This window comes from Sphingobium sp. Ant17 (assembly GCF_000588875.1).
Lineage (GTDB): Bacteria > Pseudomonadota > Alphaproteobacteria > Sphingomonadales > Sphingomonadaceae > Sphingobium.
Window position 1 is genome coordinate 34,366 of record NZ_JEMV01000021.1, and the last position, 13,616, is coordinate 47,981.

The 13,616-nt window shown below is 61.6% G+C and carries 11 protein-coding genes and 3 pseudogenes; 10 read left to right on the plus strand and 4 right to left on the minus strand.

Annotated features, from left to right (window positions below; genetic code table 11):
* Positions 1–7 precede the first annotated feature (7 nt).
* From BF95_RS26375 to BF95_RS11275, 3 genes and pseudogenes are all read left to right on the plus strand, one after another.
* Positions 8–573: pseudogene (locus tag BF95_RS26375) on the plus strand (DUF1285 domain-containing protein).
* Complete coding sequence (locus tag BF95_RS11270) at positions 570–1,181, plus strand: CoA pyrophosphatase (protein ID WP_043151486.1); 612 nt, start codon at positions 570–572, stop codon at positions 1,179–1,181. The pseudogene BF95_RS26375 and the gene BF95_RS11270 overlap by 4 nt, the downstream one beginning before the upstream one ends.
* Entirely contained in the window at positions 1,162–2,373 is a 1,212-nt protein-coding gene (locus BF95_RS11275; RefSeq protein WP_043151487.1) for a CCA tRNA nucleotidyltransferase, read from the plus strand. The genes BF95_RS11270 and BF95_RS11275 overlap by 20 nt, the downstream gene beginning before the upstream one ends.
* Here BF95_RS11275 and BF95_RS11280 read toward each other — a convergent pair.
* From BF95_RS11280 to BF95_RS31035, 3 genes and pseudogenes are all read right to left on the minus strand, one after another.
* Positions 2,337–4,085 (minus strand): putative bifunctional diguanylate cyclase/phosphodiesterase, encoded by a 1,749-nt coding sequence (locus BF95_RS11280; protein WP_043151488.1) that lies wholly within the window; start codon positions 4,083–4,085, stop codon positions 2,337–2,339. The two genes, BF95_RS11275 and BF95_RS11280, sit on opposite strands and share 37 nt — an antisense overlap.
* A gap of 68 nt (positions 4,086–4,153) precedes the next feature.
* On the minus strand, positions 4,154–4,879 hold the full coding sequence (locus tag BF95_RS31030) for a DNA gyrase C-terminal beta-propeller domain-containing protein (RefSeq protein WP_443018359.1): 726 nt from the start codon (positions 4,877–4,879) through the stop codon (positions 4,154–4,156).
* Between the two features lie 159 nt (positions 4,880–5,038).
* A pseudogene (locus tag BF95_RS31035) lies at positions 5,039–6,441 on the minus strand (DNA topoisomerase (ATP-hydrolyzing)); the annotation flags it as partial.
* Between the two features lie 129 nt (positions 6,442–6,570).
* On the opposite strand from BF95_RS31035, the gene otsB reads away from it, so the two are divergent.
* From otsB to purC, 5 genes are all read left to right on the plus strand, one after another.
* Positions 6,571–7,317 carry a trehalose-phosphatase gene (otsB, locus tag BF95_RS11290; protein ID WP_235209695.1) on the plus strand — a complete coding sequence of 249 codons (747 nt, stop codon included), beginning with the start codon at positions 6,571–6,573 and terminating at the stop codon, positions 7,315–7,317.
* A gap of 65 nt (positions 7,318–7,382) precedes the next feature.
* Entirely contained in the window at positions 7,383–9,188 is a 1,806-nt protein-coding gene (locus BF95_RS11295; RefSeq protein ID WP_268747165.1) for a glycoside hydrolase family 15 protein, read from the plus strand.
* On the plus strand, positions 9,185–10,591 hold the full coding sequence (gene otsA, locus BF95_RS11300; protein WP_043151489.1) for an alpha,alpha-trehalose-phosphate synthase (UDP-forming): 1,407 nt from the start codon (positions 9,185–9,187) through the stop codon (positions 10,589–10,591). Before BF95_RS11295 ends, otsA begins: the two co-directional genes overlap by 4 nt.
* Before the next feature lie 9 nt (positions 10,592–10,600).
* Entirely contained in the window at positions 10,601–10,732 is a 132-nt protein-coding gene (locus tag BF95_RS30340; RefSeq protein WP_268747166.1) for a hypothetical protein, read from the plus strand.
* 131 nt (positions 10,733–10,863) lie between these two features.
* Entirely contained in the window at positions 10,864–11,652 is a 789-nt protein-coding gene (gene purC, locus BF95_RS11305; protein ID WP_037477075.1) for a phosphoribosylaminoimidazolesuccinocarboxamide synthase, read from the plus strand.
* A 70-nt stretch (positions 11,653–11,722) separates the two neighbouring features.
* Here the strand turns inward: purC and BF95_RS11310 are convergent.
* Positions 11,723–12,474, minus strand: a pseudogene (locus BF95_RS11310) (sulfite exporter TauE/SafE family protein).
* Positions 12,475–12,616: 142 nt separating this feature from the next.
* Between BF95_RS11310 and purS the strand changes: the two are divergent.
* Both purS and purQ read left to right on the plus strand, forming a co-directional pair.
* Positions 12,617–12,850 carry a phosphoribosylformylglycinamidine synthase subunit PurS gene (gene purS / locus BF95_RS11315; RefSeq protein WP_006959918.1) on the plus strand — a complete coding sequence of 78 codons (234 nt, stop codon included), beginning with the start codon at positions 12,617–12,619 and terminating at the stop codon, positions 12,848–12,850.
* Between the two features lie 3 nt (positions 12,851–12,853).
* The gene (gene purQ, locus BF95_RS11320) at positions 12,854–13,528 is read left to right on the plus strand and encodes a phosphoribosylformylglycinamidine synthase subunit PurQ (RefSeq protein WP_043151490.1); all 675 of its coding nucleotides are present in this window, start codon (positions 12,854–12,856) and stop codon (positions 13,526–13,528) included.
* Positions 13,529–13,616 lie beyond the last annotated feature (88 nt).

The window sequence follows — 13,616 nt, forward strand, 5'->3', positions numbered from 1 at the left end:
CCGCCCTATGCCCATGGAGCCCCTTCCCGACCTCGCTACCCTGTCCCTGGCCGATATTGCCCGGCTGGCCGATGACAAGCGCCTGCCGCCGGTGGAGCAATGGAACCCCACCCATTGTGGCGACAGCGAGATGCGGATCGCGCGCGATGGCACCTGGTTTCACCAAGGATCGCCGATCGGGCGGGAGGCGATGGTGCGGCTGTTTTCCACGATCCTGCGCCGGGAGCCGGACGGCAGCTATGTGCTGGTCACGCCGGTCGAGAAGCTCGACATATTGGTAGAAGATGCGCCGTTCGTCGCCGTCGAATTGAAGAGCGAGGGCGAAGGTGCCGATCGCGCGCTCGCTTTCCGCCTGAACACGGGCGACCTCATCGCAGCCGGGCCGGATCACGGACTGGTCGTGCGCGAGACGGCGGATGGTCCCCACCCCTATCTCCATGTTCGTGGCGGGCTGGAAGCGCTCATCAACCGCAGCGTCTATTATGAGATGATGAACATGGTCCTGGAGGAGGCGGGCGAACGGGTCGGCCTATGGAGCATGGCAGATTCTTTCCGCTGGACGGGACCGCATGACGCTGGCGGAGCGGCTGCGCGCCGCGCTCAGGGAGGGGCATCAGCGCGAGACGGATGTGCTGCTGTCGGACACGCGCGATCCCCGCATCGACGGGATGCTCGCGCTGGCCCCGGCGGCGGTGCTCGTGGCGGTCACCGATCGGCGCGAGCCGGGCCTGATCCTGACGCAGCGGTCCGCAGCTTTGCGCAAACATGCGGGGCAGATCGCCTTTCCGGGCGGCCGTGTCGATGCCGGGGATGCGGACGAGATTGCGGGTGCCTTGCGCGAGGCGGAGGAGGAAATCGGCCTGCCGCGCCATGTGCCGCAGGTCATCGGCACGTCGGATCGCTATCATACCTTCACGGGCTTCGATATCGTCCCGGTTCTGGCGGTGGTGCCGCCCGACCTTCCTTTACGGGCGCAGGAGAGCGAAGTGGCCGACTGGTTCGAACTGCCGCTTGCCTATGCCCTCGATCCTGCCAACCGCACCCGCCATGTCGTGGAATTTGATGGGGTTATGCGGCATTATTATGAGATCGTCTGGCAGGAACGCCGCATCTGGGGGGTGACTGCAGCCATCCTTGCCAATCTCTCGCGCAGGCTCGGCTATGACAATCCTGCTGCCTGACGCCGAGTGGCGACATCGACCGGGCCTTGATGGCCTGCTCGACGCGCTGGGCGCGGCGCAGGGTCAGGCGCGCTTCGTCGGCGGGGCGGTGCGTGACGGGTTGCTCGGGCTTGCGGTCAACGACCTGGACATAGCGACGACGCTCGATCCGCATGACGTGGTCGATCGGCTCAAGGCGGCCGACATCAAGGCGGTGCCGACCGGCATCGATCATGGGACGATCACCGGCGTCATTGCGGGCTGGCCAGTGGAGATTACGACGCTGCGGCGGGACGTCAGCACCGACGGTCGCCGGGCGACCATCGCCTATACCGACGACTGGCGCGAAGATGCGGCGCGGCGCGATTTCACCATCAACGCTCTCTATGCCGATCCGTTGACCCGGGAGGTCACCGACTTCTTCGGCGGTGTTGCCGATCTGGAGGCCCGGCGCCTGCGCTTCATCGGGGACGCAGACGCGCGCATTGCTGAGGACCATTTGCGTATCCTGCGCTATTTCCGTTTCCTCGCTCGCTATGGCGGCGATGTGGTGGATGATAGCGCCTATGCCGCCTGCCGTGCCGCCGCCAACAGCCTGATGGCGCTGTCGCGCGAACGGATTGCCGACGAGTTGACGAAGTTGCTGGCGGTTGCCGCGCCCGTCCATGCGCTGCGGCTTATGGTCGATGGCGGCATATTGCGCGCCGTTCTTCCCGAAGTGGACGCTGCAGGCATCGATCGGGTCGAGGCGTTGATGGCGCGCGAGGCCGCTTCGGCAACGCCGCCTTCCGCGCTCCGACGACTCGCCGCCCTCCTCCCGCCCGATCCCATGACCGTCGATCAGGTCGGTGCCCGGCTGAAACTATCGAACAAGACCCGCAAGCGCCTGGTGCTGGCGGTCGAACCGGGACCAACGGATGAAGCGCCTCGCGCCTTGGCCTATCGTGTCGGTATGGAAAGCGCGATCGACCGGCTGTTGCTGGATGTCGACCGTCCTTTGTCGGCACTTGACCCGCTCAAGAACTGGACCCCGCCGTCACTGCCGATCAGTGGCGGCGCGCTCATCGCGCGTGGCCTGCCCCCCGGCCCAGACGTCGCCAAGGCCTTGCACGAGGTACAGAAAATCTGGGTGGAGGAAGATTTCCCCGATGCAGCACGGGTCAGCGTGATCGCTGATCAGATCGTTTCGAAGTTCCAGCGCGCGCGCCAATAATCGAACGCATCCGCCTCGGTCATCGGCTTGGCGAAATAATAGCCCTGCCCCTGCCAGCAGCCCATTTGCTGCAACGCCAGCGCCAGTTCCTGGGTTTCAATCCCTTCGGCGGTCACCTTGAGGTTGAGCGATTCGGCCAGCGACAGGATCGTGCGAACGATGACAGCCTTGTCACGGTCTTCCGCCATAGAAGACACAAAGCTGCGGTCGATCTTGAGGATATCGATCGGCAGGCTGTGCAGGCTGGCGAGGTTGGAAAAGCCGGTGCCAAAATCGTCCATCGCGATCGGCATTTGCAAATCCTTCAATGCGAACAGCAGTTTACGAGCCTTATCGGGATCGGCGATGATCGCGCTCTCGGTCAGTTCCGCCGTCAATCGGCTGCCTGCAATGCCGGAGTAACGCAATGCCTCCTCAAACATCGAAGCGACATCGTCGCGCGCCATCTGGATGGGCGAGAGATTGACGTTGACGCCGACCGGCAGCGGCTGGCCAAAGCGGACATCCCAGCGCGATAAGGCCTGTGCCGCCTCATAAGCGGCCCAGCGGCCTAGCGACGTGATCAACCCGCTTTCTTCCGCGACGGCAATGAACTCTACGGGCGGGACATGCCCCAGTTCCGGATCATTCCACCGCGCCAGCGCTTCGAAGCCGGTGATTTCGCCGGTCTGGAGATGGATCAGCGGCTGATAGGCCAAAGTCAGGCCCCCATGGGCCAGCGCCTCGCGCAAACGACTCTCGATCGAAAAGCGCCGCTGTGCTTCCTTGAGCACACCGTTGCGATAGATTTCCACCTTGCCGCTACGCTTGGCGATCTTCACTGCGGCCTGGGCCTTGCGCACGACGTCGTCCGGATCGTCCTGCAGGTCGATAGACAGCGCACAACCGATGGCACAATCGACGCGGATCTGAAGGTCGCTCAGCCGTATCGGAGAACTAAGTGCCTCACGAATACGTTGAACGATATGCAGCGCATCGGACAAACCATTGTTCAGTCGTGCAAAGATGGCAAAGTCGTTACCACCAATACGCGCCAGCACGTCGCCTTGCCGCAGACTGGATTTCAGGCGTTTGGCGACCGTTATCAACAGTTCATCGCCAGCCATTGGACCGAGCGATTCGTTGACGCGGCTGAATCGGCTGAGATCGATTGCAATAATGCCAAATTGCGCATTATCGGGCCAAACCGTGTTGCTGAGCCGGTCGTCAATCTCTTCGCCGAACCCCGTTCGATTGGGCAGCGCAGTCAGCCCATCGGACAGAAGTTCGCGGCGCAGATTTTTTTCGATGGTGCGGTCGCTGGTACGATCGATTGCCGTGAACAGAAACTGCGCTGGACCATCGACTGGCAGCCGCCCAATCGTACACATGAAATATTCCGGCCCCAGCGGGCCGTCGCGGCGTAATTCGAAACTGTCGCAAACGCGATCTGACTGGATGAAACTGTTGACCCGATCGCGCCATTCGGCCGCCACCTGCTCCATGATCTGCGATATTCTGCGCGAGCGAAAAGAGTCCGTGAAGGCGGCGTTGGCTTCCAGGACGAAAATATCGTCCTCATCGCGCAGGGACAATATGGCTGCAGGTTGGGGTATTGCGGCCAGCCATTGGCGGCCCGCCGCCATCTGATCGATGTGTGCGTCATCCCCCCCGCCGAGGGGATCTACGCTAGACCTGTTCACTGGCCAGTTGCACGCCGCAATGGATTCCATGGCTCTGCGATATCGGGAACCGGTAAATTTTCAGGAAACGTTTGATCGTTCTTTGTAAAAATCAGACATTAAAAGCGATTATCGCGCGGAAATCCGGTCGGCGGCATTCGTCCCGCCGCGCCCCGCGCCACTTTCCAAGGCGTCATGTCCGATTCGGTGCGCGTGCGACCGCTTTCGCCGCCCATCGTCCAGCTCAATCCATCGGTCAAGCGGAAGGCGATGGTATCCGACAAGCCGCCGTCGCGGTACCGTTGCATCTGTACGCCCTGCCCGCGCGCCATTTTCGGCATCTCATCCAACGCGAAGACCAGGAGTTTGCGGTTCTCTCCTATGACCGCAACGCTATCCGCTTGCGGAGCAATAGGATGAACCACCGCCAGTTTCGCGTCCCCGCGAATATTCACGACCTGCTTGCCCTTGCGGGTTTCCGCGATGATGTCGCTGACCGCCGCGATGAAGCCCCGTCCGTCGGAAGAGGCGAGCAATAGCTCCGCACTTGTCCGGGCCGGCATGAAGGCGACGATCGTCCCTTCATTATCCATATCGACCAACGATCGCACCGGGTCGCCAAAGCCCCGGCCGCCCGGCAATTTATCCGAACCAAGCGTATAGATACGCCCGGTGCTGGTCGCCAGCAGCAGCTTGTCGGTCGTATAGGCATGGAACGCATAATGCGGGCCATCGCCTTCCTTGAATTTGAGCGTATCGGCCGCCGCCAGATCGCGATGGCCGCTCATCGCACGAATCCAGCCACGCTCGGACAGAATAACCGTGATCGGCTCGCGCTCTATCATCGCTTCAAGCGGAATTTCGCGCGCCGGGGCGGCTTCCTCGACGAGCGTGCGGCGACGCCCCAGGTCCGTCTCCGGCCCATAGCGCTTGCGCAGCGCCGCCAGATCGCGCTTCAGCCGCTTGCGCTGAAGGCCGGTGTCGCCGACCAGCTTTTCCAGTTCATCCTTTTCCTTGACCAGTTCGGCATGTTCACGCCGCAATTCCATCTCCTCCAGCTTGCGCAAGCTGCGCAGCCGCATGTTGAGGATGGCTTCGGCCTGCCGGTCATTGAGCGCGAACTCGGCGATCATCACGGGCTTTGGCTCATCTTCGGTCCGAATGATCGCAATCACCCGGTCGAGGTTGAGATAGGCGATGATATAGCCGTCGAGCAGATCAAGCCGGGCGGCGATCTTCTCCAGCCGGTGCTGGGCGCGCCGCACCAGCACGTCGATCTGATGCTTGAGCCATTCGACGAGCACGGGTTTCAGCCCCATCACGCGCGGCGTGTGGCTGGCGTCCAGCACGTTCAGATTAAGCGGAAAGCGGTTTTCCAGGTCGTCAGTCGAAACAGGCTGTCCATCAGCATCTGCGGATCGACCGTGCGCGCGCGCGGTTCGATGACGATGCGGATTTCCGTGTCGCTCTCGTCACGGACGTCGGCCAGGATCGGCAATTTGCGATCATTGATCAGGGCAGCGATCTGTTCGATCAGCTTGGACTTCTGCACCTGATAGGGAATTTCGGTGACGATCACGACCCAGGTGCCGCGCCCGCCCTCTTCCTTGTGCCAGCGCGCCCGCGTGCGGAAACCACCGCGCCCGGTTGCATAGGCTTCGGAAATCAGCGCGGCATTATCGACCAATACGCCACCGGTCGGGAAGTCCGGTCCCGTGACGACCTGCATCAACGTCGCATGATCGGTTTCCGGGTTTTCGATCAACAGATTAGCGGCGTCGATCAGTTCGGCGACATTATGCGGGGGGATGCTTGTCGCCATGCCGACTGCGATGCCACTGGCCCCATTGGCGAGCAGGTTGGGGAAGAGGCCGGGAAAGACCTCCGGCTCTTCATCCTCCCCATTATAGGTCGCGCGATAATCGACCGTGCCTTCGTCCAGCCCCGCCATCAGATCGGCGGCGGCCTGGGTCAGGCGCGCCTCGGTATAGCGCATGGCGGCGGCATTATCGCCGTCGATATTGCCGAAATTGCCTTGCCCATCGACCAGAGGCGTGCGCAGCGAAAAATCCTGCGCCAACCGGACCATGGCATCATAGACCGAAGAGTCGCCATGCGGGTGATATTTACCGATGACGTCGCCGACGACACGGGCGCATTTCTTATAGCTGGTTGTATTACGCGCCGGATTGGCGACCAGCACATCGGGCGAGGCGCCACCCGGTTCCATCTTGAGCAGCCGCATCGCCCAGAGCAGCCGACGATGGACAGGCTTTAGTCCGTCACGCAGATCGGGCAACGATCGCGCGGTAATGGTGGACAGCGCATAGACAAGATAGCGCTGCGACAGCGCCGCGTCGAACGGATGGTCCTTGATGCTGTCGAAAGGATCGCGAAAATCGGTCATTGCGGCGGGAATAGCAGGGCTGCGTCGCTTGGCAAACGAGGATTGATGTATGGCGATGCGCAGCAGCAAAAGTTATTACGATGACAAAACAAGGGTTGCGGTTTTGCGAACAGACGCCATTTTGCGCTTGTGCTGATCATTGACCTCCCCCCACCCCCGCCCGCGTTGCTTTCGGGTGCCGCGCTTTTCCTCGATTTCGACGGGACGCTCGCACCCATCGCCGACACGCCCGATGGGGTTGTGCTAGGCGATGATCTCCTTCCCTTGCTGTACCAGTTGCGCACGCGGTTGGAGGGGCGGCTCGCGATCGTCAGCGGCCGTTCGATCGCGACGCTGCGCGATCTGGGCTTTGGCGACTTTCTGTTGGCGGGAACCCATGGTTTGGAATTTGCCCGTCCGGGTGAAGTCGCCGATGCGCCGCCGCGCTTGGCGTCGATCGACGCTGTGGAGGCCGCTTTCCATGCCTTCGCCAAGGACAAGCCCGGTGTGCTGGTGGAGCGCAAGTCGATCAGCGTCGGCCTCCATTTCCGGGGCGCACCCGATTGGCAGCAGGCAGCGGGCGAACTGGCCGATATGCTTGCGGCAAAATATGACTTGGCCGTGCAGCGAGGCAAAATGCTGTTCGAACTGCGCCCGGGCGGCGCGGACAAGGGTAGCGCAGTCGCGGCACTGATGCGCGAAGCGCCGATGGTAGGCGGCATTCCTATTTTCATCGGCGACGATGTGACTGATGAGGAAGGCTTTGCCGCCGCCGTCGATCATGGCGGCGCGGGCATCCTGGTCGGTCCGCCGCGATCGACATTGGCGACTTTCTCGCTGGAACAGGTGGCCGACGTCAGGCATTATCTCGCCCGGGGGGCCGCCCAGTCTGACTGATCGGACCTTTCCGACCGACAAGACAGCAAGGGGGCAGACTAATCCTAAATTCCAGCGAGACTTTTATGGCCGGAGCGACGCGTTCGCTCGATCTCTGGCCGATCGGCAATTGTCAGGCGTCTGCCCTGATCGACCGGAAGGGCCGGATGGTCTGGGGTTGCGTCCCCCGCGTCGACGGAGATCCGGTCTTTTCCGCCTTGCTGGACGACAAGGATTGGGATGACCCGCAAGCGCGCGGCTTCTGGGCGATCGAGCTGGAAGACTGCATCGCTGTCGAGCAATCCTATCTGCGCAACACACCGATACTCGTAACCCGTCAGGCCGACGCGCAGGGCAATGCGATCGAAATCTTCGATTTCTGCCCGCGCCACAAACATAAGGGCCGCATGTATCGCCCGGTGGCGTTCATTCGGATCGTTCGCCCGGTAGCGGGAAGTCCGCGCATTCGCGTGCGACTGCGCCCGACCACCAACTGGAATGGCGAGCCGGTGCCGATCAGCTATGGCTCCAACCATATCCGCATGGTCCTATCCTATATGGCGATGCGGGTGTCGACCAATGCGCCCATCGGCCTGATCGCCCAAGAAAGTTCGTTCCGACTCGAACAGGACATGCACTTCTTCATGGGGCCGGACGAAGGCTTCTCCGACGCCCTGCGCCCCGCGATCGAGCGGATGTTGGAGGATACCATAGAAGAATGGCGGCTATGGGTACGCGGCCTCGCCATTCCGCCCGAATGGCAGGAAGCGGTCATTCGCTCTGCCATTACGCTCAAGCTCTGCCAACATGAGGAAACCGGCGCGATCGTCGCGGCGCTGACCACATCGATCCCCGAACATGCCGATAGCGGGCGGAACTGGGACTATCGTTATTGTTGGGTGCGCGATGCCTATTATACGGTCGAAGCGCTGAACCGGCTTGGCGCGCTCGACGTGCTGGAGAGCTATCTCGTCTATCTGCGCAATATCGTCGATGACGCCAAGGGCGGGCATATCCAGCCGCTCTATGACGTGCGCGGCAATGCGACGTTGACGGAGTGGGAGGCCAAGCACCTGCCCGGCTATCGCGGCATGGGGCCGGTGCGTGTCGGCAATGCCGCTTATGAACAAATCCAGCACGACGCCTATGGGCAGATCGTGCTGTCCTCGGTTCAGGGCTTTATCGATCAACGCCTGCTCCGCATGGCGGGGCATGCCGATTTCGAAGCGCTCGAAGCCGTGGGGGAACGGGCGTGGACGGTCTATGACAAGCCCGACGCGGGCCTGTGGGAATTGCGCACCCGCGCGCATGTCCACAGTTATAGCGCGGTCATGTGCTGGGCGGCGTGCGACCGGCTGGCACATGCCGCTACTGCGCTCGATTTACCGGTGCGCGCAGCGCTATGGCAAAATCGCGCAGAAACGATGAAGGCGCATATCCTGGAGGCGGCCTGGCGCAGCGACAGCAACGCCATATCCGCTAATTTCGAGGATGATTCGCGCGACGCCTCGTTGCTGCAATTGCTCGACCTGCGTTTTCTTGCCGCCGACGATCCGATGTTCCTGGGCACGCTGGCCGCGCTGGAAGCGGATCTGCGCCGGGGCAACGACATGTTGCGCTACAGCGCGCCGGATGATTTCGGCGAACCGGTTACGGCATTTAATGTCTGCACCTTTTGGCTGATTGAAGCGTTGCATCGTAGTGGACGACGCGAGGAAGCCCGCACTTTATTCGAAGAGATGCTGACGCGCCGCACGGCCGCAGGGCTGCTGTCGGAGGATATCGACCCTGTCACCGGGGAATTATGGGGCAACTATCCCCAGACCTACTCGTTGGTCGGCATCATCAACTGCGCCGTCTTGCTGAGCAAACCCTGGAGCATGATGCGATGAGCCGCCTGATAGTCATTTCCAACCGCGTTTCGCGCCCTTCCAAGGCCGGTAACCAAGGCGGCCTTGCGGTCGCGCTGGCCGAAGCCCTGCGAGAAAGTCGTGGCACCTGGATCGGCTGGTCGGGCGAGGTCACAGACAATTTCACGGGTCATATCGGCTTTGCCGAGGATGACGGGGTCAAGACAGCGACGATCGACCTGGAAGAGCAGGATATCGACGAATATTATAACGGCTATGCCAACAAGACATTGTGGCCGCTGTTTCATTTCCGCATCGATCTTGCTGAATATGCCCGCGATTTTGAAGGGGGCTATAACCGCGTCAATGAACGTTTCGCCGACACCGCCGCGCCACTGATCGAACCCGACGACGTCATCTGGGTCCATGATTATCATATGATCCCGCTCGGCCAGATGCTGCGTGATCGCGGCCATCGCAACCGAATGGGCTTTTTTCTTCACATTCCCTGGCCGCCCACCCGTTTACTGGTGTCGCTGCCCCATCATACCAAGTTGGTGTCCAGCCTCTTTGCCTATGACGTCGTCGGTTTCCATACCGAGGAATGGCTCGAATCCTTCCGTCACTATGTTGAGAAGGAAATGGGTGGCCAAGTCGATGGCGATTTCGTCACCGTGGGCGACCGCACCATCCAAGCCGTCGCTTGCCCGATCGGGATCAACGCCAGAGAATTTGCCGAAGCCGCCGAAAGCAAAACCGCGCGCGATATGCTCGAACTGCTCCGTGCCTCGTTGCAGGACCGGGCGATGATCGTCGGCGTTGATCGGCTGGATTATAGCAAGGGGTTGGAAGAGCGCTTCAATGGCTATGCCCGCTTCCTCAAAGACCATCCCGAACATCATCGCAAAGTTCTGCTGACCCAGATTGCACCGCCATCACGCGGTGAGGTCGAAAGCTATCAACAGATCCGCGCGACGCTCGATTCCCTCGCCGGACGGATCAATGGGGAATATAGCGATGTTGATTGGACGCCGATCCGTTACGTCAACCAAGGCTATCCGCGCGACAAGCTGTCGGGCATTTACCGCGCGGCGAAGATCGGGCTGGTGACGCCGCTGCGTGACGGCATGAACCTGGTCGCCAAGGAATATGTCGCGGCGCAGGATCCCGAAGATCCTGGCGTGCTGATCCTGTCGCGTTTTGCAGGCGCAGCGCTGCAGCTAAAGGACGCGCTGCTGATCAACCCATATAGCCCGGAGGAAATGTCCGACGCGATCAACCGGGCGCTTGCAATGCCACTCGACGAGCGCAAGCGGCGCTGGCGCGCGATGATGGACAGCGTGGAGCAGCAGGACATCAGTTGGTGGCGGCAATCCTTCACCGAACGGCTGATGGCGGTCGATCGCGATACGGCACGGGTTGAGCCGGAGCCGGTGGACGGCTAATCCAGCGTGATGACCTATGATGACGACGAACCCACTGGCCTTGTCTCCGCCCTGCGCGCACGATCGGGCGTCGTCATCGCGACGGTCGGCATGATCGCCTGGATCGGGTTGTTATGGGCCATGTTCGGCGACGTATTGTAACCACGCCGCCCAATTGCACCCCCGCCCGCTTTGCTTTATGGGCGACGCTAAGCAGCCCCGGCACCCGCTGATCTCTCCTGATTCGCGTTTGCCGGGGCGAAATGTTTTTAAGAGATAAGACAGGAACGCCCATGGCCCGTCGCCGCCAGATCTACGAAGGCAAGGCAAAGATCCTTTATGAAGGCCCAGAGCCCGGCACGATCATCCAATATTTCAAGGATGACGCCACCGCCTTCAACGCCCAGAAAAAGGGTACGATCTCCGGCAAGGGCGTCCTGAACAACCGGATTTCCGAGCATATCTTCACTCTGCTCGGTCAGATCGGTGTGCCGACCCATTTCATCCGTCGCCTCAACATGCGTGAACAACTGGTCCGCCAGGTTGAGATCGTGCCGATCGAAGTGGTGGTGCGCAACGTGGCGGCCGGATCGCTCAGCAAGAAGCTGGGGATCGAGGAAGGCACGCAACTGCCCCGCACCCTAATCGAATATTGCTACAAGGATGATGCGCTGGGCGACCCGCTGATTTCCGAAGAGCATATCGCCTGCTTCGGCTGGGCGACGCAGGAAGAGATGCACGACATTGCCGACATGGCGATCCGCATCAACGACTTCATGTGCGGTCTGTTCGCGGGCATCGGCATCCGCCTTGTCGATTTCAAGCTGGAATTCGGTCGGCTCTATGACGGCGATTATAGCCGCGTCATCCTGGCCGACGAGATCAGCCCGGACGGTTGCCGCCTGTGGGACATGGTCACCAACGAGAAACTGGACAAGGATCGCTTCCGCCGCGATCTGGGCGGCGAAGTCGAAGCCTATCAGGAAGTGGCGCGTCGCCTGGGCCTGCTGCCCGAAGGGCTGGACACGACCGTGCTCGACCTCGACACGCATCGCAAGAAGCGCGAGAAGGAAGAAGGCTGAGGCATCGGCCCAAATGTATCAAGGCCCGGCGAAGCGTCCTGCTTCTGCCGGGCTTTTTTTTTTTTTTTCGTCAAGCCATCAGCGCGTCGACAACCAGCTTGATGCCCAGCAGCACCATCAATGTATAGATTAGCGTGTAGAAGCGCGCCGGATCGACCCGCCGCACTAAAGCCACCCCAGCCAGCGTCGATACGATGGCCACCGGCACCAGTATGGCGGTCGCCATGAGGTTCGCGCTAGTGAACTGCCCGAGCGCGGCATAGGCCGGCATCTTCATCCAGTTCATTGCGGCAAAGGCCAATGCGGTGGTGCCCACCAGCATATCGCGCGGCAAGCGTTTGGGCAGAACCCACATCTGGAACGGCGGCGATCCGGCATGGGCGATCTGGCTGGTAAAGCCGCTGGCGATACCGAACAGAAATCCGACCCAACCCGGCGAATCCGATGGCAGCACGACGGCATTGCCCCGTTCCGCCCATAGCCGCTGTAAGCCGAACAATATCGCAATCACACCCAGCGCGCCCAGCACCGCTGTTTCCGACACCTGCGCCGCGAACAGCCAGCCAAGCCCGATGCCGACCGCTGCGCCGGGCAACATGACTTTCAGGATCGATCGTCCCAGGTGCGGCGATAGACCCAGACTCCCACCGCATCCTGCAGAATGAGGATCGGCAGCAGGATCGCCGCGCCGCGCACCGGATCGACGCCCAGCGCCATGATCGGCATGGCCAGCGCGCCGACCCCGGCAAAGCCACCCTTGGCGAGCCCCGCGACGAACACCGCGATGACGGCGCAGACATAATAGAGAATTTCAGGGTTCATCCGGGTCGCTTAGGCAAAATGCCGCGTCTTGCAAAACGGCTTTTGCCGCTGTCGCCACGCTATCCGCCGGGATAATGGCTTGCCTCCCCGTCGCACCGGGACTAGGGGGACCGCAAAGTCGATCCCAAGGAGTTCGCCCCGCATGAAAGCCCGTATCTTCGTCACCCTCAAGGGGGGTGTGCTCGATCCGCAGGGTCGGGCGATCCACCACGCGCTCGAAGGGCTGGGGTTCGATGGCGTCAATGATGTGCGCGCGGGCAAGCTGATCGAACTCGACCTGGCCGACGGGACCAGCGACGAGGATATCGACGCCATGTGCCGCAAGCTGCTGGCCAATACGGTGATCGAAAACTACCGCATCGAAAAGGTCGCCTGAGCCATGAAGAGCGCGGTCATCGTCTTTCCCGGCAGCAATTGCAACCGCGACCTGGCGGTGGCGTTCGAGGCGGCTACCGGCGCGAAGCCGGTCATGGTGTGGCATCGTGACAGCGAATTGCCCGATGATATCGACCTGATCGGCGTGCCCGGCGGCTTTTCCTATGGCGATTATCTGCGCTCCGGCGCGATGGCGGCGCGCTCACCGGTGATGCAGGCGGTCGCGCAGGCGGCGGATCGCGGCGCGTTCGTGCTCGGCATCTGCAACGGGTTCCAGGTGCTGACCGAAAGCGGCTTGCTGCCGGGCGCGCTGCTGCGCAATGCCGGTGGGCATTTCGTTTGCCGTGACGTCGCTTTGACGGTCGAGAATGTACAGAGTGCGTTCACCAGCCACTATGCGGCGGGTGAGCGTATTTCCTATCCTGTCGCGCATCATGACGGCAATTATTTCGCCGATGATGCGACACTCGACCGGCTGGAAGGCGAAGGCCGGGTTGCGCTGCGTTATGCGGAGACAGTTAACGGGTCGGCGCGGAACATTGCGGGCATATTGAACGACAAGGGCAATGTGCTGGGCATGATGCCGCACCCCGAGCGAGTCATCGAGCCAGCCCATGGCGCGACCGACGGCAAGCGCCTGTTCGAGGGACTGGTCGAAGGGTTGATGGCGCGGGCCTGACCTGCTCGTCACACTGAAGCATAAAGGAAAAGCGCCTCCCACCGGGACGGCGCTTTTTTATTGAGCAGTAAGGGCCTTCGACGGGCTC

What these genes read in the sequence shown, in the direction of transcription:
- BF95_RS11270 (WP_043151486.1), top strand. Translation starts at nt 570, where the DNA reads ATGACGCTGGCGGAGCGGCTGCGCGCCGCGCTCAGGGAGGGGCATCAG.
- BF95_RS11275 (WP_043151487.1), top strand. Translation starts at nt 1,162, where the DNA reads ATGACAATCCTGCTGCCTGACGCCGAGTGGCGACATCGACCGGGCCTT.
- BF95_RS11280 (WP_043151488.1), bottom strand. Translation starts at nt 4,085, where the DNA reads ATGGAATCCATTGCGGCGTGCAACTGGCCAGTGAACAGGTCTAGCGTA.
- BF95_RS31030 (WP_443018359.1), bottom strand. Translation starts at nt 4,879, where the DNA reads ATGATAGAGCGCGAGCCGATCACGGTTATTCTGTCCGAGCGTGGCTGG.
- BF95_RS11295 (WP_268747165.1), top strand. Translation starts at nt 7,383, where the DNA reads ATGGCCGGAGCGACGCGTTCGCTCGATCTCTGGCCGATCGGCAATTGT.
- otsA (WP_043151489.1), top strand. Translation starts at nt 9,185, where the DNA reads ATGAGCCGCCTGATAGTCATTTCCAACCGCGTTTCGCGCCCTTCCAAG.
- BF95_RS30340 (WP_268747166.1), top strand. Translation starts at nt 10,601, where the DNA reads ATGACCTATGATGACGACGAACCCACTGGCCTTGTCTCCGCCCTGCGC.
- purC (WP_037477075.1), top strand. Translation starts at nt 10,864, where the DNA reads ATGGCCCGTCGCCGCCAGATCTACGAAGGCAAGGCAAAGATCCTTTAT.
- purS (WP_006959918.1), top strand. Translation starts at nt 12,617, where the DNA reads ATGAAAGCCCGTATCTTCGTCACCCTCAAGGGGGGTGTGCTCGATCCG.
- purQ (WP_043151490.1), top strand. Translation starts at nt 12,854, where the DNA reads ATGAAGAGCGCGGTCATCGTCTTTCCCGGCAGCAATTGCAACCGCGAC.